This window comes from Streptomyces sp. NPDC006208 (assembly GCF_040613775.1).
In the GTDB taxonomy this organism is placed as follows: domain Bacteria; phylum Actinomycetota; class Actinomycetes; order Streptomycetales; family Streptomycetaceae; genus Streptomyces.
This window is the reverse complement of the sequence record NZ_JBEXSW010000033.1, coordinates 14,758-31,771: the sequence shown is the minus strand read 5'-3', so window position 1 is coordinate 31,771 and position 17,014 is coordinate 14,758. Positions and strand designations below refer to the sequence as shown.

Annotated in this window: 17 protein-coding genes and 1 pseudogene; 6 read left to right on the top strand and 12 right to left on the bottom strand. The window is 69.5% G+C overall.

What is annotated here, in order from left to right; all coding sequences use genetic code 11:
* Window positions 1–93 precede the first annotated feature (93 nt).
* The gene (locus tag ABZ208_RS25320; protein ID WP_356911756.1) at window positions 94–771 is read left to right on the top strand and encodes a phosphatase PAP2 family protein; all 678 of its coding nucleotides are present in this window, start codon (window positions 94–96) and stop codon (window positions 769–771) included.
* Here ABZ208_RS25320 and ABZ208_RS25315 read toward each other — a convergent pair.
* From ABZ208_RS25315 to ABZ208_RS25280, 8 genes are all read right to left on the bottom strand, one after another.
* Window positions 707–2,506 (bottom strand): glycoside hydrolase family 18 protein, encoded by a 1,800-nt coding sequence (locus tag ABZ208_RS25315; RefSeq protein ID WP_356911755.1) that lies wholly within the window; start codon window positions 2,504–2,506, stop codon window positions 707–709. The genes ABZ208_RS25320 and ABZ208_RS25315 overlap by 65 nt on opposite strands.
* Window positions 2,507–2,606: 100 nt before the next feature.
* The gene (locus ABZ208_RS25310) at window positions 2,607–3,065 is read right to left on the bottom strand and encodes a hypothetical protein (protein ID WP_356911754.1); all 459 of its coding nucleotides are present in this window, start codon (window positions 3,063–3,065) and stop codon (window positions 2,607–2,609) included.
* 164 nt (window positions 3,066–3,229) lie between these two features.
* Window positions 3,230–4,642: an FAD-binding oxidoreductase gene (locus ABZ208_RS25305; protein WP_356911753.1), complete on the bottom strand. Its 1,413-nt coding sequence runs from the start codon at window positions 4,640–4,642 to the stop codon at window positions 3,230–3,232.
* Window positions 4,643–4,663: 21 nt separating this feature from the next.
* On the bottom strand, window positions 4,664–5,461 hold the full coding sequence (locus ABZ208_RS25300; RefSeq protein ID WP_356911752.1) for an ABC transporter permease: 798 nt from the start codon (window positions 5,459–5,461) through the stop codon (window positions 4,664–4,666).
* Window positions 5,461–6,381 carry an ABC transporter permease gene (locus ABZ208_RS25295; RefSeq protein ID WP_356911751.1) on the bottom strand — a complete coding sequence of 307 codons (921 nt, stop codon included), beginning with the start codon at window positions 6,379–6,381 and terminating at the stop codon, window positions 5,461–5,463. Before ABZ208_RS25295 ends, ABZ208_RS25300 begins: the two co-directional genes overlap by 1 nt.
* Window positions 6,378–7,532, bottom strand: a complete 1,155-nt coding sequence (locus ABZ208_RS25290) for an ABC transporter ATP-binding protein (protein ID WP_356911750.1) — start codon at window positions 7,530–7,532, stop codon at window positions 6,378–6,380. Before ABZ208_RS25290 ends, ABZ208_RS25295 begins: the two co-directional genes overlap by 4 nt.
* A gap of 46 nt (window positions 7,533–7,578) precedes the next feature.
* The gene (locus ABZ208_RS25285; protein ID WP_356911749.1) at window positions 7,579–8,826 is read right to left on the bottom strand and encodes a spermidine/putrescine ABC transporter substrate-binding protein; all 1,248 of its coding nucleotides are present in this window, start codon (window positions 8,824–8,826) and stop codon (window positions 7,579–7,581) included.
* Between the two features lie 62 nt (window positions 8,827–8,888).
* Window positions 8,889–10,406, bottom strand: a complete 1,518-nt coding sequence (locus tag ABZ208_RS25280) for a gamma-aminobutyraldehyde dehydrogenase (RefSeq protein ID WP_356911748.1) — start codon at window positions 10,404–10,406, stop codon at window positions 8,889–8,891.
* Window positions 10,407–10,581: 175 nt separating this feature from the next.
* On the opposite strand from ABZ208_RS25280, the gene ABZ208_RS25275 reads away from it, so the two are divergent.
* Window positions 10,582–11,139 carry an NADAR family protein gene (locus ABZ208_RS25275; protein WP_356911747.1) on the top strand — a complete coding sequence of 186 codons (558 nt, stop codon included), beginning with the start codon at window positions 10,582–10,584 and terminating at the stop codon, window positions 11,137–11,139.
* On the opposite strand, the gene ABZ208_RS25270 is transcribed toward ABZ208_RS25275, so the two are convergent.
* Complete coding sequence (locus ABZ208_RS25270; protein ID WP_356911746.1) at window positions 11,129–11,818, bottom strand: DUF4190 domain-containing protein; 690 nt, start codon at window positions 11,816–11,818, stop codon at window positions 11,129–11,131. The two genes, ABZ208_RS25275 and ABZ208_RS25270, sit on opposite strands and share 11 nt — an antisense overlap.
* A gap of 111 nt (window positions 11,819–11,929) precedes the next feature.
* Here ABZ208_RS25270 and ABZ208_RS25265 point away from each other — a divergent pair, with 111 nt between their 5' ends.
* Complete coding sequence (locus ABZ208_RS25265) at window positions 11,930–12,955, top strand: adenosine deaminase (RefSeq protein ID WP_356911745.1); 1,026 nt, start codon at window positions 11,930–11,932, stop codon at window positions 12,953–12,955.
* A gap of 20 nt (window positions 12,956–12,975) precedes the next feature.
* Complete coding sequence (locus tag ABZ208_RS25260) at window positions 12,976–13,665, top strand: glycerophosphodiester phosphodiesterase (protein WP_356911744.1); 690 nt, start codon at window positions 12,976–12,978, stop codon at window positions 13,663–13,665.
* Between the two features lie 14 nt (window positions 13,666–13,679).
* Here ABZ208_RS25260 and ABZ208_RS25255 read toward each other — a convergent pair.
* The 3 genes and pseudogenes from ABZ208_RS25255 to ABZ208_RS25245 all read right to left on the bottom strand — a co-directional run.
* A pseudogene (locus ABZ208_RS25255) lies at window positions 13,680–14,012 on the bottom strand (NADP oxidoreductase); the annotation flags it as partial.
* A gap of 140 nt (window positions 14,013–14,152) precedes the next feature.
* On the bottom strand, window positions 14,153–14,692 hold the full coding sequence (locus ABZ208_RS25250; protein WP_356911743.1) for a hypothetical protein: 540 nt from the start codon (window positions 14,690–14,692) through the stop codon (window positions 14,153–14,155).
* 38 nt (window positions 14,693–14,730) lie between these two features.
* Window positions 14,731–15,894: an extracellular solute-binding protein gene (locus ABZ208_RS25245; protein ID WP_356911742.1), complete on the bottom strand. Its 1,164-nt coding sequence runs from the start codon at window positions 15,892–15,894 to the stop codon at window positions 14,731–14,733.
* Window positions 15,895–16,064: 170 nt separating this feature from the next.
* On the opposite strand from ABZ208_RS25245, the gene ABZ208_RS25240 reads away from it, so the two are divergent.
* Together ABZ208_RS25240 and ABZ208_RS25235 are read left to right on the top strand one after the other, a co-directional pair.
* Window positions 16,065–16,427, top strand: coding sequence for a DUF1304 domain-containing protein (locus tag ABZ208_RS25240; RefSeq protein ID WP_356911741.1), 363 nt, complete (start codon window positions 16,065–16,067; stop codon window positions 16,425–16,427).
* Entirely contained in the window at window positions 16,424–16,978 is a 555-nt protein-coding gene (locus ABZ208_RS25235) for a TetR/AcrR family transcriptional regulator (protein ID WP_356911740.1), read from the top strand. Before ABZ208_RS25240 ends, ABZ208_RS25235 begins: the two co-directional genes overlap by 4 nt.
* Window positions 16,979–17,014 lie beyond the last annotated feature (36 nt).

The window sequence follows — 17,014 nt, the reverse complement described above, 5'->3', positions numbered from 1 at the left end:
CGTTCTGGTCGTGCCCTGGCGCACACCACTGGAGCCTCGAGCTCCGAATCTCCTCACCGATCGGATGGCCGCTCGCCCCAAACCCCCCGGGGCGTGCGGCAAACCGATCCGACCGGTCGCCTCGCAACTACCCCCCCTGTTGCGAGGCGACCGGCCTCTCGGCTTTCCCGGGCCCTCGCACCGGCGCTGTGCGCCGCACTCTTCGCCCTGGTCACCTGGCAGATCGCCGCCCGCGGCCCGCTGCGCCGGGCGGACGAACACCTCGGACGGGCCCTGTTCGGCGACGCCCCCCGCTCCCTGACCGAACCGCTCGCCGACCTCGGCTCCCCGGCCGTCGCGCTGCCGGTCCTGGCCGCGGCCGTCGCCTGCACGATCTGGCGCACCCGGCAGTGGCTGCCCGGCCTTGTCGCCGCCCTGACCATGGCCGCCGTACCCGCGGCCGTCGTTCCGCTCAAGCTGTGGATCGCCCGTACCGGACCTCTCGAGCCCGGCACCGGCTGGTACCCCTCCGGCCACACCGCCACCGCGATGGTCGCCTACTGCGGTGCGGCACTGCTTCTCGCCCCGCAGCTGCGCCGCCGATGGACGATGCCCGTCGCCGCGGTACTGACCGCGGCGACGGGCATCGGTCTGGTGCTGCGCGGCTACCACTGGCCGCTGGACGTCCTCGGCAGCGTTCTGCTCTGTGTGCTGCTGCTCGTCCCGCTCAGCTCCAGTTGTAGGCGTCGAAGTTCTTCGAGAACTCCCACTGGCTGTATCGGTCCCAGTTGATCGACCAGGTCATCAGGCCGCGCAGTGCCGGCCAGGTGCCGTGGGTCTGGTACGCGCCGCAGTTGGCCTTCCTGGTCAGACAGTCCAGAGCTTTGTTCACCTCGGCGGGCGAGGTGTGGCCGTTGCCCGCGTTGGTCGAGGCGGGCAGACCGATCGCGACCTGGTCCGGGCGCAGGGCCGGGAAGAACCTGGACTGGTCGCCGGCGACGGGGAAGCCGGTGAGCAGCATGTCGGTCATGGCGATGTGGAAGTCCGCGCCGCCCATGGTGTGGTACTGGTTGTCGAGCCCCATGATCGGGCCCGAGTTGTAGTCCTGGACGTGCAGCAGGGTGAGGTCGTCCCTCATCGCGTGGATGACCGGGAGGTACGAACCGGCCCGCGGGTCCTGTCCGCCGAAGGGACCGGAGCCGTAGTACTGGTAGCCGAGCTGTACGAAGAACGTCTCGGGGGCCATGGTGAGCACGAAGCCGCTGCCGTACTTGGACTTGAGGGTCTTGAGTGCCGAGATCAGATTGACGACCACCGGGGTCGTCGGGTTGCGGAAGTCCGTGTCGCCGGTGTTCAGGGACAGCGAGTGGCCTTCGAAGTCGATGTCCAGGCCGTCGAGTCCGTAGTCGTCGATGATCTTCGACACGGAGGTGACGAAGGCGTCGCGCGCTGCTGTGGTCGACAGCTGCACCTGGCCGTTGGCGCCGCCGATGGAGATCAGGACCTTCTTGCCCGCGGCCTGCTTGGCCTTGACGGCGGCCTTGAAGTCGGCCTCGGACTCGACGTTCGGGCACTCGGCGACGGGGCAGAGCCTGAACCGGATGTCGCCGGAGGTGACCGAAGTGGGCTCGCCGAAGGCGAGGTTGATGACGTCCCAGGAGTCGGGGACGTCGGCCATGCGTGTGTAGCCGGAGCCGTTGGCGAAGCTGGCATGCAGATAGCCGACGAGGGCGTGCGCAGGCAGGCCGCCGCCGGGACCTCCGCCCGCCGTGGTCGTCGCGGTCACGGCTGCCGACTTCGGGGACTCTCCGGCTTCGTTGGCTGCGGAGACCTGGAAGCTGTAGGCCGTGGACGGGGTCAGTCCGGTGACGGTCGCCGATGTGCCGCTCACCGTCGCGACCCGTGCGGTGCCCCGGTAGACGTGGTAAGCGGTGGCGCCCGACGACGTGTTCCAGCTCAGCGGCACAGAGGTGGAGCCGGGGCTGCCTGCCGTGAGTCCGGTGGGGGCGGCCGGTGTCTGTACGGGGCCGCCACCCGGACCGAACAGGGAGATGTCGTCGGCGTGATAGGCCGGAGTTCCGTACCAGCCGTGTGTGTAGATGGTCACCGACGTCGTCGACGCTCCGGTGCTGAACGTCGTCGACAGCCGCTGCCAGCTCGTCGCGGACGGCGTCCAGGTGGAGACATCGGTGGTGCCGGTGCCGGACGCGCCGAGGTAGACATAGCTGCCCTGCACCCAACCACTCAGCGTGTAGGTGGAGTTGGGCAGGACGGTGACGGTCTGGGAACACTTGGCGTTGTCGCTGCCTGCCGGGGTGGCCTTGAGGGCCGAGCTGCCGCTGCGGGTGGGTGAGCCGACGGCGACGCCGCTGCCGGCCGTACAGCTCCAGCCGGTCAGCCCGGCCTCGAAGCCTCCGTTGCGGGCGAGTTCGGCGTCGGCCGCTTCGGCGGTCGTTGCTGTGGCGACAAGCCCTCCGGCGGCGAGGAGGGCCGCCGCCAGGGCAGCCGTAAGTCTGGTGCGGTGCACAACTTCCTCCGGGCATGGGGGATGTGGAGAGGTGGCACTGGCGGGCACAACATGGTCCAGACCAATACGGTTGTCAAGACCTCTGGCATTCCCGCGGCGTTCACCTGCCGGCGTCGCCGGCCGGTGCGTGCACCGCCTCGTGCAGGGCAAGCTCCAGCAGCGACGCGTCCGTGAGCGTGCCCGCGCCGTCCGGCGCGACCAGCCAGCGCACCGCTCCGCTCGTCCGGCCAGGACAGGGCACGACGATCCAGGTGCCGCTGCCCACGGTGCGCACCCCGGTGCCGAGCCAGTGCTCCGCCGTGCCCGGAGGTACGAAGAATCCCATCCGCTCGTCACCGAAGCCGGCGAGGACGGGCCCGGGCAGGACCACCAGACGGGAGATCACATCAAGGGTGCGACAGCCGAGTTCGCCCGGCAGGATCAGTACGTCCCAGAGCCTGCCGGCGGGAAGGAGCGCGAACCCGAGAGGATCGCGCTCCCATTCCCGCCGGCAGGCGTCCGGGTCCGGCGCCACCGCCGCCAGCCACTCCACCGCCGCCTGTGCCCCCGAGCCACCCATGAATCCGGCCTTCCGTCCGCGTGCACCAAAGGTGCGTCCACACGGGGAGAGCCGATCGGATTCCGGTCATGACGCGGGTTCGACGCCCGTCGATGGTGAGATGGGTCACATCAATGATCGAAGGCATGCGCCGGGCCCCCACAGGGCACCCGGCCTGCGGCCTGCTAACTGTCGAAGCCGAGACCGAGCCGGTCCATCGCCTTCAGCCACAGATTGCGCCGCCCGCCGCGCGCATCCGCCCTGGCCAGCGCCCACTTGGTGAGGCCGATGCCTGCCCAGGCCACCGGCTCCGGCGGGAAGGGCAGCGGCTTGGTGCGCACCATCTTCAGCCGGGTGCGCTCACTCTCCTCACCCGCCAGCAGGTCGAGCATCACATCGGCGCCGAAGCGGGTCGCGCCGACGCCCAGGCCCGTGAAACCGGCGGCGTACGCGACCTTCCCGCCGTGCGCGCTGCCGTAGAAGGCCGAGAAGCGCGAGCAGGTGTCGATCGCACCGCCCCAGGCATGGCTGAAGCGAAGCCCTTCGAGCTGCGGGAAGTAGTGGAAGAAGTGCGAGGCGAGCTTGAGATACGTCTCCGGCCTGTGGTCCATCTCGGCGCTGACCTTGCCGCCGTACGGATAGATCGCGTCGTACCCGCCCCACAGAATGCGCTGGTCGGCGGTGATCCGGAAGTAGTGGAACTGATTGGCGCTGTCGCCCAGCCCCTGGCGTCGCTTCCACCCGATCGAAGCAAGCTGCGCAGGGCTGAGCGGCTCCGTCATCAGGGCGTAGTCGTAGACCGGAACGGTGTACGAGCGCACCCGCCGGACCAGCGACGGGAAGACGTTGGTGCCGAGCGCGACCCGGCGGGCGAAGACCCGCCCGTAGGGCGTGCGGACGGCCATCCCTGCGCCGGACGCGCTCAGTTCGAGGCCGCGGGTGTTCTCGTAGATGCGCACACCGAGGTCCGTGCACGCCTGCTTCAGTCCCCAGGCGAGCTTGGCGGGGTGCAGCATGGCGACACCGCGCCGGTCCCACAGCCCGCCGAGGAACGTCGGTGAGTCCACCTCCGCGCGCACGGCGTCCGCGTCCAGCAGTTCGAGTCCGGTGAAGCCGAGCCGGGAGGCCTCCTCGTGCATCTCGCGCAGGTCGTCGAGCTGGTGCGGCTCGGTGGCCACGTCGATCTCGCCGGTGCGCTCGAAGTCGCAGTCGATCCCGTAGCGGGCGACCGTGTCCTCGATGGCGTCGAGGTTGCGGGCTCCGAGCTCCTCCAGCTGCGCCAACTCCTCGGGCCAGCGGGCGAGTCCGTTGCCCAGCCCATGGGTGAGGGAGGCGGCGCAGAAGCCGCCGTTGCGGCCCGAGGCGGCCCAGCCCACCTCGCGCCCCTCGATCAGCACGACATCCCGTCCCGGGTCGCGTTCCTTGGCCAGCAGCGCGGTCCACAGTCCGCTGTAGCCGCCGCCGACGACGAGCAGATCGGTCCGCTCGTCACCGGTGAGGGCGGGCAGTGCGCCGGGCTTGCCGGGGTCTTCCAGCCAGAAGGGGACGGGCTGGGCGTCCGAGAGCGATTGGGCAAAGGTCATGGCAGCTGGGGCCATGGTTTCCACTCCTTCGGGGTCCTACTTGGGCAGGGCGGTCTTCTTCCGCCGGCTGCTGATGACCTGGCCGGCGACCACGATCAGCACGGCGATGACGAACATGGCCGTACCGATGACATTGATCTGGACGGGCGTACCGCGCTGGGCCGAGCCCCACACGAACATCGGGAAGGTGACGGTGCTGCCCGAGTTGAAGTTGGTGATGATGAAGTCGTCGAACGACAGGGCGAAGGCGAGCATCGCGCCTGCCGCGATGCCTGGGGCCGCGATCGGCAGCGTGACCCGCAGGAACGTCTGCACGGGGCCCGCGTAGAGGTCGCGCGCGGCTTCCTCCAGACGTGGGTCCATCGACATGACGCGCGCCTTGACTGCGACCACCACGAAGCTGAGGCAGAACATGGTGTGGGCGATGAGGATCGTCCAGAAGCCCAGCTCCGCGCCCAGGTTGAGGAAGAGCGTGAGGAGCGAGGCCGCCATGACCACCTCGGGCATCGCCATCGGCATGAAGATCAGCGAGTTGATGGTGCCGCGGGCGCGGAAGCGGTAGCGGACCAGCGCGAAGGCGATCATCGTGCCGAGCACGGTCGCACCGAGCGTCGCCCAGAGGGCGATCTGCAGCGACAGGGTGAGCGAGCCGCACATGTCGGCGACGCCGCACGGGTCCTTCCAGGCGTCGAGGGAGAACTCCTGCCAGGAGTAGTTGAAGCGCCCGGCCGGCTTGTTGAACGAGAACACCATCACGACGATGTTCGGAATGATCAGGTACGCGAGCGTGATGATGCCCGCGATGACCACGAAGTTGCGCCGAATCCAGCTCATCAGACGAGGTCCTCCGTCCCGGCCCGTCGGATGTAGACGGTGACCATGACCAGCACGATCGCCATCAGGATGAACGACAGCGCGGCGGCCGTCGGATAGTCGAGCACGCGCAGGAACTGCGACTGGATCACGTTGCCGATCATGCGGGTGTCGGTGGACCCCAGCAGCTCGGCGTTGACGTAGTCGCCGCTCGCCGGGATGAAGGTCAGCAGGGTTCCGGAGACGACACCGGGCATGGACAGCGGGAACGTCACCTTGCGGAAGACCGTGGCGGGCTTGGCGTACAGATCCCCGGCCGCCTCGTGCAGGCGCGGGTCGATCCGCTCCAGCGAGGTGTACAAGGGAAGGATCATGAACGGCAGGAAGTTGTAGGTCAGACCGGTCACGACGGCGAGGGGGGTGGCGAGCACCCGGTCGCCCGAGGTCAGCCCGAGCCAGCTGGTGACGTCCAGGAAGCCCACGACGTTGAGGAACTCCACCACGGGTCCGCCGTCCGCGAGGATCGTCTTCCAGGCGAGCGTACGGATCAGGAAGCTGGTGAAGAACGGCGCGATGACCAGCACCAGCAGCAGATTGCGCCAGCGGCCCGCCCTGAAGGCGATGAGATAGGCGAGCGGGTAGCCGAGCAGCAGGCACAGGATCGTGGCTGTGCCCGCGTACAGCAGCGAGCGCAGGAACTGCGGGTAGTACTCGGTCAGCGCGTCCCAGTAGGTCTGGAAGTGCCAGGTGACCTGGAAGCCCTGCTCCAGCGAGCCCGTCTGCACGGAGGTGGAGGCCTGGTAGACCAGCGGCAGCGCGAAGAAGACGAGCAGCCACAGGATGCCGGGCAGCAGCAGCCAGTACGGGACGAGCTTGCGGCGCACGGACGTCTTGTGCACGACCGGCCCTGGGGGAGCCGGCGGCGCCTCGGTTACGGTCACGGCGTCTTCTCCTCGACCGTCTCCACACCCGCGTCGATGTCCTGAGCGGCATCGAGACCGAAGGTGTGCTCCGGGTTCCAGTGCAGGACCACCCGGGCGCCGGGAACCAGCCGCGCATCGCGCTCGACGTTCTGCGCGTACACCTCGAGCTCGGGACAGACCGGGCTGTCGATGACGTACTGCGTCGAGACGCCGATGAAGCTGGAGTCGGCGATCGTGCCGGTGAACCGGTTGCGGCCGCCGGCGATGTCGCCCTCGTCGTCCGCGTGTGCCAGCGAGATCTTCTCCGGACGCACACCGACCAGAAGCTTTCCTCCGGGGCTCGGCCGGGTGGCACAACGGTCCGCGGACAGCCGCAGCTTGGCGTCGGCGGCGGTGACGACGACCTCGCCGTCGCTGCTCTCCACGACCTGGGCCTCGATGAGGTTGGAGGTGCCGAGGAAGTTGGCGACGAAGGTGGTCTGCGGGTTCTCGTACAGGTCGGCGGGGGCGCCCAGCTGCTCGACGCGGCCCTTGTTCATCACCGCGACCGTGTCGGCCATGGTCATGGCCTCCTCCTGGTCGTGGGTGACATGGACGAAGGTGATGCCGACCTCGGTCTGGATCCTCTTCAGCTCGAGCTGCATCTGGCGGCGCAGCTTCAGGTCGAGGGCACCGAGCGGCTCGTCGAGCAGCAGCACCTCGGGATGGTTGATCAGCGCGCGGGCGACTGCGACACGCTGCTGCTGGCCGCCGGAGAGCTGGTGCGGCTTGCGGTGCGCGAAGTCGCCGAGCTGGACCAGCTCCAGCATGTCGTCGACCTGCTTCTTCACCGACTTGATGCCGCGCCGGCGCAGGCCGAACGCGACGTTCTCGTAGATGTTCAGATGCGGGAAGAGCGCGTAGCTCTGGAAGACGGTGTTGACCGGCCGCCTGTGCGGCGGGAGGTCGGTGACGTCCTTTCCACCGAGCGAAACCGTGCCGGTGGTGGGTTCCTCGAGCCCGGCGATCATCCGCAGCGTGGTGGTCTTGCCGCAGCCGGACGCGCCGAGCAGCGCGAAGAACGAGCCCTGCGGAATGGTCAGGTCCAGCGGCTGTACGGCGGTGAAGGAGCCGTACGTCTTGCTGATCCCGGAGAGGCGGACATCGCCGCCCGCTGTCTTGTCAGTCATGGGTCGCAGTCCCAGGTGTGTCGGAAATCGAAGGAGGCAGGGCAGGTCAGGCGCCGATGAGCTTGGTGAACTTCTCTTCGTACGCCGTCTCTTCTTCGGAGGAGAGCGAACGGAACGAGTGGGACTTGGCGGCCATGGCTTCGTCCGGGATGATCAGCGGGTTCTTGGCCAGGGCCGGGTCGATCTTCGCCAGCTCCGGGCCCACCCCGGCGACCGGACTCACGTAGTTGATGTACGCGGCGAGCTGGGCTGCGACGGGGAGTTCGTAGTAGTAGTCGATCAGCCGGGTGGCGTTCTTCTTGTGCCGGGCATGCGCGGGGACCATCAGGTTGTCGGTGGCGGTCATGTAGCCGGCGGCCGGGATCGCGTACCTGATGTCCGGGTTGTCGACCTGGAGCTGGATGAGGTCACCGGCCCAGGCGACACAGGCGGCGATGTCGCCCTTGTCGAGGTCGGACGTGTAGTCGTTGCCGGTGAACCGGCGGATCTGCTTCTTGTCGACGCCCTTCTGGAGCCGGCCGATGGCCGCGTCGTAGTCGGCGTCGTTGACCTTGGCGGGATCCTTGCCCATGTCGAGCAGGGTCAGTCCGACCGTGTCGCGCATCTCGGTGAGGAAGCTGACCCGGCCCTTGAGAGTGGGGTCGTCCAGCAGCTGGGTGACCGAGTCGACCTTGCGGCCCCGGGTCGCCTTGATGTTGTAGGCGATGACGGCCGGGATACCGGTCCAGGGGTACGAGTAGGCGCGTCCGGGGTCCCAGTCCGGGCTGCGGAACTGGGGCGAGAGGTTCGCGTACGCGTGCGGGAGCAGCGAGGCGTCGAGCTTCTGGGCATATCCGAGCCGGATCATCCGGGCGGCCAGCCAGTCGGTGACGTTGATCAGGTCACGCCCGGTGTCCTGGCCGGCCGCCAGCTGCGGCTGGACCTTCCCGAAGAACTCGACGTTGTCGTTGATGTCCTCGGTGTACTTGACCTTGATCCCGGTCCGCCGGGTGAACTCGTTCAGGGTCGGCCGGGTCTTCCCGTCCTCGCTGGTGTCCATGTACTCGGTCCAGTTGGAGAAGGCGAGCTGCTTCTCCTGGTCCGAGCGGTCGTCCGCGTCCGACGAACCCTCCTCACGCTTGGCGGGCGGGATTCCGCACGAGGTGAGGGCCGCCAGACCTCCGGCGGTGAGCGCCCCGATGCCGGTCGCGCGCAGCATCGAGCGGCGGCTGAGCGCGCCCCTGCCGTTGGTGAGACTGCGACGCATCGCGGCAAGCTGTGCCTGGGACAGGCCGTCGGGCTGGTTGTGATCCATGCTGTGCCCTTTCGGGATGGTGCCGCTGGTCGTGCGGCTCGGTCACACGGGGGCGTGTGCCGTTACGGTCGGTCCCCGAAGATCGTGCGGTGCCAGTCCTTCCTGACGACCGCCGTATTGTCGAACATCACATGCTTGACCTGCGTGTATTCATCGAACGAGTACGCCGACATGTCCTTGCCGAAGCCGGACGCCTTGTAGCCGCCGTGGGGCATCTCGCTGATGATCGGGATGTGGTCGTTGACCCAGACGCAGCCCGCCTTGATCTCGCGGGTGGCGCGGCCCGCGCGGTAGACGTCGCGGCTCCAGGCGGAGGCGGCGAGTCCGTACGGGGTGTCGTTGGCGAGGGCGATGCCTTCGTCGTCGGTGTCGAAGGGCAGCACGACCAGGACCGGGCCGAAGATCTCCGACTGGACGATCTCGCTGTCCTGGGCGGCACCGGTGACGAGCGTGGGCAGGTAGTACGCGCCGTCCTTCAGGTCCCCGCCGGGCGCCTGGCCGCCGGTGACGACGGTGGCGTACCCGCGGGCCCGTTCGACGAAGCCCGCCACCCGGTCGCGCTGGAGGTGCGAGACGAGCGGGCCGAGGTCGGTGGACGGGTCGAAGGGGTCACCGAGCCGCACACCGGCCATGAGGTCGGCGACCGCGCCGACGAATGCGTCGTACAGGGGCCGCTGGACATACGCGCGGGTGGCCGCGGTGCAGTCCTGGCCGGAGTTGATCAGCGAGCCGGCCACCGCGCCATGGGCCGCGGCGTCGACATCGGCATCGTCGAACACCACGAACGGGGCCTTGCCGCCCAGCTCGAGGTGGAGGCGCTTGACCGAGGCGGTGGCGATCTCCGCGACGCGCTTGCCGATCGCGGTGGAGCCGGTGAATGAGGTCATGGCGATGTCCCGGTGGCCGACCAGATGCTCGCCCGCGTCCTTGCCCGCGCCGCTGATGATGTTGACGACACCGTCGGGGACGCCCGCCTCCGCGGCCGCCTCGGCGAACATCAGCGAGGTGAGCGGGGTGATCTCGGCGGGTTTCAGCACGATGGTATTCCCCGAAGCTATGGCCGGGAGAATCTTCCAGGCCGCCATCTGGAGCGGATAGTTCCAGGGGGCGATGGAGCCGATCGTGCCGATCGGCTCGCGGCGTACGTACGAGGTGTGGTCGCCGCTGTACTCGCCCGCGGACTGGCCCTGGAGATGGCGGGCGGCGCCGGCGAAGAAGGCGGTGTTGTCGACCGTGCCCGGTACGTCGAACTCGGTGCTGAGCTTGATCGGCTTGCCGCACTGGAGCGTCTCGGCGTCCGCGAGCTCCGCGGACCGCTCGGCGAGCACGGAAGCGAAGCGGTGCAGCGTGTCGGAGCGCTCGCCGGGGGTGGCGCCGGCCCAGCCGGGGAAGGCCTCGTGGGCCGAGGCGACGGCGGCGTCCACATCGGCGGCGCCGGCCAGTTCGTACGTGAGGACCGTCTCGCCGGTCGCCGGGTTCACGATGTCCTGAGTGCGCCCCGACGTGCCGGGGCGCAGCTGTCCGCCGATGTACTGCGCGCCGGCAGCGAAGCGGTCCTTGATCTGGAATCGGTTGCCCATGACGCTCTCCGTTGTCCCAGCCCGATTTGAGTGCCGATCCTGGCAGAGGGTGATGCACCCAACAAGGGATTCCGTTGTTGCCTTTTGATTACGCGACGGAATCGGTCGACCAAGTGTCGCGTCGACGGGACAAACCTTGAACGGATTGTCCGTGGTCACTGCCAGACTCGCATGCATGGGGATGGATGAGCTGATCAAGCAAGCCGCCGGCGGCACGAGGATCAAGTACCTGCACTTCTGGGGCCATGCGCCCCGCCGGGACGGCACTCTCGGGGCGGGCTGTCTGAGCCAGTGGTGGCCGTCGCCCTTCGTGGTGGACGGCGTGCGCTACGCCACCGCGGAGCACTGGATGATGGCCGCCAAGGCCCGGCTGTTCGGGGATGCGGAGGTGGAACGCGCGGTGCTGGAGGCGACGAGCCCGGCCGCGGCGAAGAAGGCGGGGCGGCTGGTGCGGGGCTTCGACGAGAAGGCATGGAAGCGGGAGCGCTTCGAGGTCGTGCGCGCGGGCAGTGTGCACAAGTTCGGGCAGGACGCCGACCTGCGGGAGTTTCTGCTGGGCACGGGCGACCGGGTGCTCGTCGAGGCCAGCCCGGTGGACCTGATCTGGGGTATCGGACTGGCCGCCGACGACGAGCGGGCAGAGGATCCCACGCGCTGGCGCGGGCTCAATCTGCTGGGCTTCGCGCTGATGGAGGCGCGCGAGGAACTGCGGGTGCGGTGGGCTACCGGCTGACGTCGACCACCAGGACGTTGGAGTACGAGTCGTAGTCGTAGTCGTTGTTGCGTTCCTCGTCGATGGCCTTGGTGATGCCCCAGGCGAGCAGGCCGATGACGACAGCGCCGATGACGATGCCGATGGAGCCAAGGATGACGCCGGCCAGGGCCATGCCGCCGTTGGTGGCCTCGCCCCGCTCGACGCGTTTGCGGCCGAGGATGCCGAAGATCAGCGCGAGGACGCCGAGGATGACCGAGAGGACACCGTAGACGCAGAAAAGGCACACGGCGAGGATGCCGAGCACCATCGCGGCGATGCCCATGCCGTTCGCCGGGCTCTGCTGCCAGCCGGGCTGGCCGTAGCCGGGGTAGCCGGGGTAGCCCGGGTACCCGGCACCGTACGGGTCGCTCGCGACCGGGCCGAAGGAGCCGGTGCCCGTGCCGGGCGGGGCCGCGGGGTAGCCGTACGCACCGGCTGCCGGCAGGCCCGGCCCACCGGGAGCGGTCGGCGGCGGCACGGCGCCGCCGTCGACGGCCGGCATCGACGTGACCGTCGGCTGGTCGTGCACCGGCCGCGCGGCGGGCTTGTCCAGCGGCACCCTGTCCTGCGGGGCACTCGGTGCGGCGCTGCTCTCCGGCGGGGCCCACGGGTCTCGCGGCTGCGGCCCGCCGGGCGGCTGGGCCTGATTGTCGGACATTGTTCTCCCCCACTCGTGGTGCGGCCATGCTACGGCCCGGTCCCTGGGCCGGACCCGGCCGCCTACGATGATCCCTGACGACCAGCGGCCGAGCGCACCCGGAGGCACCCGATGACCGATCTGCACCCCTTCATCGCGGGACTGCCCAAGGCCGAACTGCATGTGCACCACGTCGGTTCGGCCTCACCGCGCATCGTGGCCGAGCTGGCCGCCAACCACCCGGACTCGAAGGTTCCCACCGACCCGGAAGCGCTCGCCGAGTACTTCACCTTCACCGACTTCGCGCACTTCATCGAGGTCTACCTCTCCGTCGTCGATCTGATCCGGACCCCGGAGGACGTACGGCTGCTCACCTTCGAGGTGGCCCGGGACATGGCCCGGCAGAGCATCCGCTACGCCGAGCTGACCGTCACGCCCTTCAGCTCGACCCGCCGTGGCATCGACGAGAAGGCCTTCATGGAGGCGATCGAGGACGCCCGCCGGGCGGCTGAGGCCGAGCTCGGGATCGTGCTGCGCTGGTGCTTCGACATCCCCGGCGAGGCCGGTCTCTCGGCCGCCGAGGAGACCGCGCGGCTCGCGGTGGACCTGCGCCCGGATGGCCTGGTCTCCTTCGGCCTCGGCGGCCCGGAGATCGGCGTACCGCGACCGCAGTTCAAGCCGTACTTCGACCGCGCGATCGACGCCGGACTGCACTCGGTGCCGCACGCCGGCGAGACGACCGGGCCCGGGACGATCTGGGACGCGCTCACCGAACTGCGCGCCGAGCGCATCGGGCACGGCACCAGCGCCACGCAGGACCCGAAACTGCTCGCGCACCTCGCGGAGCATCGGATCGCGCTGGAGGTCTGCCCCACCTCCAACATCGCGACGCGTGCCGTCACCGACCTCGACCAGCACCCGGTCAGGGAGATGGTCGCGGCCGGCGTGCTGGTGACGATCAACAGCGACGATCCCCCGATGTTCGGGACCGACCTGAACCACGAGTACGCGGTCGCGGCACGGCTGCTGGACCTGGACGAGCGGGGGCTCGCGGGCCTCGCGAAGAACGCTGTGGAAGCGTCCTTCCTCGACCCCGCGGGCAAGGCCAGGATCAACGCGGAGATCGACGCGTACACCACCGCCTGGCTGGCCCGCTGACCGGCGACCACACTGGTTCCATGAGCGATGTCACGGTCGTGGCCCACCGCGGCGACCCCTACCGCGTCCGCGAGAACACCCTGCCCTCGCTGCGTTCGGCCGTCGAGCGCGGCGCGGACGCGGTCGAGATCGATGTACGGCTCACCCGCGACGGCGTGCCCGTGCTGCTGCACGACGACTCGCTGGAGCGGCTGTGGGGCCACGACCGCCCGCTCGCCCGGCTCACCCACGCCGAGGTCAGCGGGTTGACCGCGGGCGGGGTGCCGACCCTGCGCGAGGCACTGATCGAGACCGGGGCACACCGCGTGATGATCGACCTGCCGGGCGCCTGTGAGGAGTCGGTGCGCGCGGTCGTGGGCACGGTCCGCGAGTGCGGTGCGGGCGACCGCGTGTACTACTGCGCCGGCGCGACGACGATGCTCGCGGTACGCGCGACCGACCCGTCGGCCGAGATCGCCCTGACCTGGACCTCCCTCGCCCCGCCGCGCCAGGTGCTGCTCGACGCGCTGGGCCCCCGCTGGCTGAACTACCGATTCGGGCTGATCGGACCTGAGTTGGCGGACAGGGTCCACCGGGACGGGATGCTGATCTCCGCGTGGACGGCCGACACCCGGCGCACGATGCGCCGGCTGATCGGCTGCGGAGTCGATGCGATCACGACCAACCGCGTGGACACCCTGCGCAGTGTGGTGCGCCGCTCGCGGGCCTGATCACCGCACCACGGTCACCGGCCCGCCGCGGCCCCGAGGGGCGGGGCGATCGCCTGCGCATCGACGCCCTCCTCCACCCACAGCCCGATCAGCAAGGCGGCCGTGGCCTCGAGCAGGCGTGCCCTGGTGAGAGCGCCTGCCGCGACGGGCTCCGCGCCGAGGTCCCGCACAAGGACGCGTACGGTCGCGAGCGCCTCCGGGTCGTCGCCGCAGAGAGGCGCGGCGAGCGGCCGGCCGCCGAATTCGAGTGGCGCGATACGCCAGACGCTTTCGTGACAGAGGTTGAACGCCTTGACGACCCGTGCACCCCTCGCGGCCTCGGCGATCCGCTCCGCGGCCGACGGCCCGGCGCCGCCCGCGAGGGTGAGCCCTCGGCGCATGGGGCTTCCGGTACGGGGACGCGGTGCTCGAGGCCCAGGACATCGCCGAGCGCCGGGATGGCACAGAGGGCTGAACCCGCTCGCGGGGGCCGTCGTCCACGCGGCGCTCAGGTGCCGGCGGCGACGGCAGCGGTGGGGACCGGCCGGGCCGTGAGCGCCTCCAGCCGCTTGATCCTGCGGCGCACGAGGTGGAGCGGGATCACGCCGAAGACCCCGAACGACATGTCGATGACCGACCACCAGAAGGGGATGCCGCGGATCGGTCCGCAGATCAGGGCGAGCGGAATGATGCCCGCGCAGGCGATCATCCCGAATTCGATGACCCAGATGTTGCGCACCGGGTCGCGGTACGGGCCGTAGAAGGCGACCGCGATCACCAGGTGGGCGAAGGCCAGCCAGTCCGTGCCGTACAGCACGAACGGGTACCGCTCGTCCGTGGCGTCCAGGCCCTCGCGGACCCGTTCGATCCACTCCGTCAGGCCGGGGAGGTGCTCGGGCACCGGGGAGGCGGAGGACTTCAGCGCGTCCTCCAGCCAGCGCAGTTCGGTCACCAGCGGAAAGGCGGTGAGGCCGCTGAGGACGAGACAGACGATGAAGATGACCAGCCACACACGTATGCCCCGTACGAGGGCCGCGCTCTCGCTCATGCACAGCAGCGTACAGCGCGAATGAACGCGTTCAAAAATCACAGGCCCACGAGGGAGTTCCAGCGCCCGGCGAGCTCCTGCCGCTCTGTTGACGTGATGTCACGCGCGATGGCGAGCCGGGCCCGCATCGCGTTGTCGGGGAAGATCAGCGGGTCCTCTGCCAGCGCCGCCGTCTCCTCGTCCTTGGCGGAGGCCAGCACCTCACGGGCGGCGGGCACGGGGCAGACGTAGTTGACCCAGCCCGCCAGCTCGGCAGCCACCTCGGGGTCGTAGTAATGGTCGATCAGCGCCTCGGCGTTGCGCTTGTGCCGGGCGAGGTCGGGGATCATCAGACTCTCGGCCCACAGTTCCGCCCCCTCCTCGGGGACCACGAACTCGATGTCCGGGTTGTCGGCCTGGAGCTGGATGACATCGCCCGAGTACGCCTGGCAGGCAAGCACATCGCCGGTGGAGAGGTCCTTGATGTAGTCGTTGCCGGTGAACCGCCGGACATGTCCTTGCCGTACACGCCTTTCCACCTGCTCGCACACGAGGTGGAAGTCGTCGGCGCTCCAGCGGGTGACGTCGACGCCGTTGCCCTGCATCAGCAGCGCGAAGGCCTCGTCGAGCCCGGACAGCAGGGTGACCTTGCCGCGCAGGTCGTCCGCCCACAGGTCGCCGGTACTGCGGATCTCCCGGCCGAGCCGTGCGCGGTTGTACGCGATGCCGGTGATCCCGCACTGCCAGGGAACACTGTGACGCCGGCCGTTGTCGAAGGCGGGTGAACGCAGCTGCGGGTCGAGGTACTTGGAGACGTTGGGCTGGCTCGCCCGGTCCATCTCCTGCACCCAGCCCAGCCGTACGAACCGGGCCGCCATCCAGTCGCTGACGACGATCAGGTCCCGGTCGGTCTCCTGACCGTTCATGAGGGCGGGGCTGATCTTGCCGAAGAACTCGTCGTTGTCGTTGATCTCCTCCGTGTACCGGACGGCGATCCCGGTGCGTTCGGTGAAGGCGTCGAGGGTGGGCCGCTTCGAGGTGTCCTCGTCGTCCGTGTCGATGTACAGCGGCCAGTTGGCGAAGTCGACTCGCCGCTCGCGGGCCGAGAGGTCGCGGCGCGCGCGGTCACCGGGCGCGACGAAGGCCGCGGGAACCCCGCAGCCGGCGAGTACGGGTCCGGCCGCACCGCCACCGAGGGCGCGCAGCAAGGACCGACGTGACATGGGATTCATCCGGATCGCCGACACGTGCGAAGGATGCCGGGCGGCGGGTGCGCGCGGCAATGGACGCTGCGTCGATCCATGGACACGCCGCCCGACACCCTGTCGATCATGGACACATGTCTATACTTCCTGAACACTCGTCCATGAACCGGAATCGAATCGAGTCGAGCATGAACGCAACAGCCCAAGCACTGGTCGGCCTGGTGGCCGCGCTGCACATTTACATCCTGGTTCTGGAGATGTTCCTGTGGCAGCGCAAGCCCGGCCGGAAACTCTCCGGCTTCGACGCGGAGACGGCCCGCGAGACCGCGCCGCTCGCCGCCAACCAGGGCCTGTACAACGGGTTCCTGGCCGCGGGCCTGATCTGGGGCCTGATCGCCGCCCACCCGACGGGCCGCCAGGTGCAGCTCTTCTTCCTCGGCTGCGTGGTGGTGGCGGGCCTGTACGGGGGCGTCACCGCGAACCGCCGCATCCTGGTGGCTCAGGCCCTTCCCGGTGCGCTCGCGCTGAGCGCCGTACTGTTGGCGGGATGAGCGATCCCAGGGCGGAGCGGACCCGGTCCAGACTGCGCGAGGCACTGCTGCGGGAGTGCGCCGAGCGCCCGCTCGAGCAGGTCAGCGTGGCAGCCGTGGTGCGCCGGGCGGGCGTCGGCCGGGCCACGTTCTATGTGCACTACCCCGACCTCGAGGCTCTGGCGGTCGACGCCTGTGCCGAGGTCGTACGGGACGCGGTGGACGCGCTGCACGCGTGGCGGGGCGTGCCGGACCCGGCAGCGCCGCCGCCTGCCCTGGCGGAGTTCTTCACCAGGGCGGCCGCGAACGCCTCCCTGTACCGGACGTTGCTGCGCGAGGGCGGCAGCGGCCCGCTGGGTGACCTGCTCCACCGCGAACTACGCGAACGCAGCCGCACCGAACGCGAGTTGGCGGGCGGCCCCGCCCCCGCCCTGATCGCCACGGCGGTGGCTTCGACGTTCGCGGGCCTGCTGGCGGACTGGCTCCACGGCACGATCACCGCGCCCCCGGACCGGATGTCCTCCCAGACCTGGCGCCTGCTGCTGGCACTTCACACCACCCCGCTGGAGTAGCCCCGGCCGCCGCCACGCCCCCGGTCACGGAAAGGG

Bases quoted from the DNA above. Each gene is read 5' to 3' on its own strand.
- ABZ208_RS25310 (WP_356911754.1), bottom strand. From the start codon at position 3,065: ATGGGTGGCTCGGGGGCACAGGCGGCGGTGGAGTGGCTGGCGGCGGTG.
- ABZ208_RS25305 (WP_356911753.1), bottom strand. From the start codon at position 4,642: ATGGCCCCAGCTGCCATGACCTTTGCCCAATCGCTCTCGGACGCCCAG.
- ABZ208_RS25300 (WP_356911752.1), bottom strand. From the start codon at position 5,461: ATGAGCTGGATTCGGCGCAACTTCGTGGTCATCGCGGGCATCATCACG.
- ABZ208_RS25290 (WP_356911750.1), bottom strand. From the start codon at position 7,532: ATGACTGACAAGACAGCGGGCGGCGATGTCCGCCTCTCCGGGATCAGC.
- ABZ208_RS25285 (WP_356911749.1), bottom strand. From the start codon at position 8,826: ATGGATCACAACCAGCCCGACGGCCTGTCCCAGGCACAGCTTGCCGCG.
- ABZ208_RS25280 (WP_356911748.1), bottom strand. From the start codon at position 10,406: ATGGGCAACCGATTCCAGATCAAGGACCGCTTCGCTGCCGGCGCGCAG.
- ABZ208_RS25275 (WP_356911747.1), top strand. From the start codon at position 10,582: ATGGGGATGGATGAGCTGATCAAGCAAGCCGCCGGCGGCACGAGGATC.
- ABZ208_RS25270 (WP_356911746.1), bottom strand. From the start codon at position 11,818: ATGTCCGACAATCAGGCCCAGCCGCCCGGCGGGCCGCAGCCGCGAGAC.
- ABZ208_RS25265 (WP_356911745.1), top strand. From the start codon at position 11,930: ATGACCGATCTGCACCCCTTCATCGCGGGACTGCCCAAGGCCGAACTG.
- ABZ208_RS25260 (WP_356911744.1), top strand. From the start codon at position 12,976: ATGAGCGATGTCACGGTCGTGGCCCACCGCGGCGACCCCTACCGCGTC.
- ABZ208_RS25250 (WP_356911743.1), bottom strand. From the start codon at position 14,692: ATGAGCGAGAGCGCGGCCCTCGTACGGGGCATACGTGTGTGGCTGGTC.
- ABZ208_RS25245 (WP_356911742.1), bottom strand. From the start codon at position 15,894: ATGTCACGTCGGTCCTTGCTGCGCGCCCTCGGTGGCGGTGCGGCCGGA.
- ABZ208_RS25240 (WP_356911741.1), top strand. From the start codon at position 16,065: ATGAACGCAACAGCCCAAGCACTGGTCGGCCTGGTGGCCGCGCTGCAC.
- ABZ208_RS25235 (WP_356911740.1), top strand. From the start codon at position 16,424: ATGAGCGATCCCAGGGCGGAGCGGACCCGGTCCAGACTGCGCGAGGCA.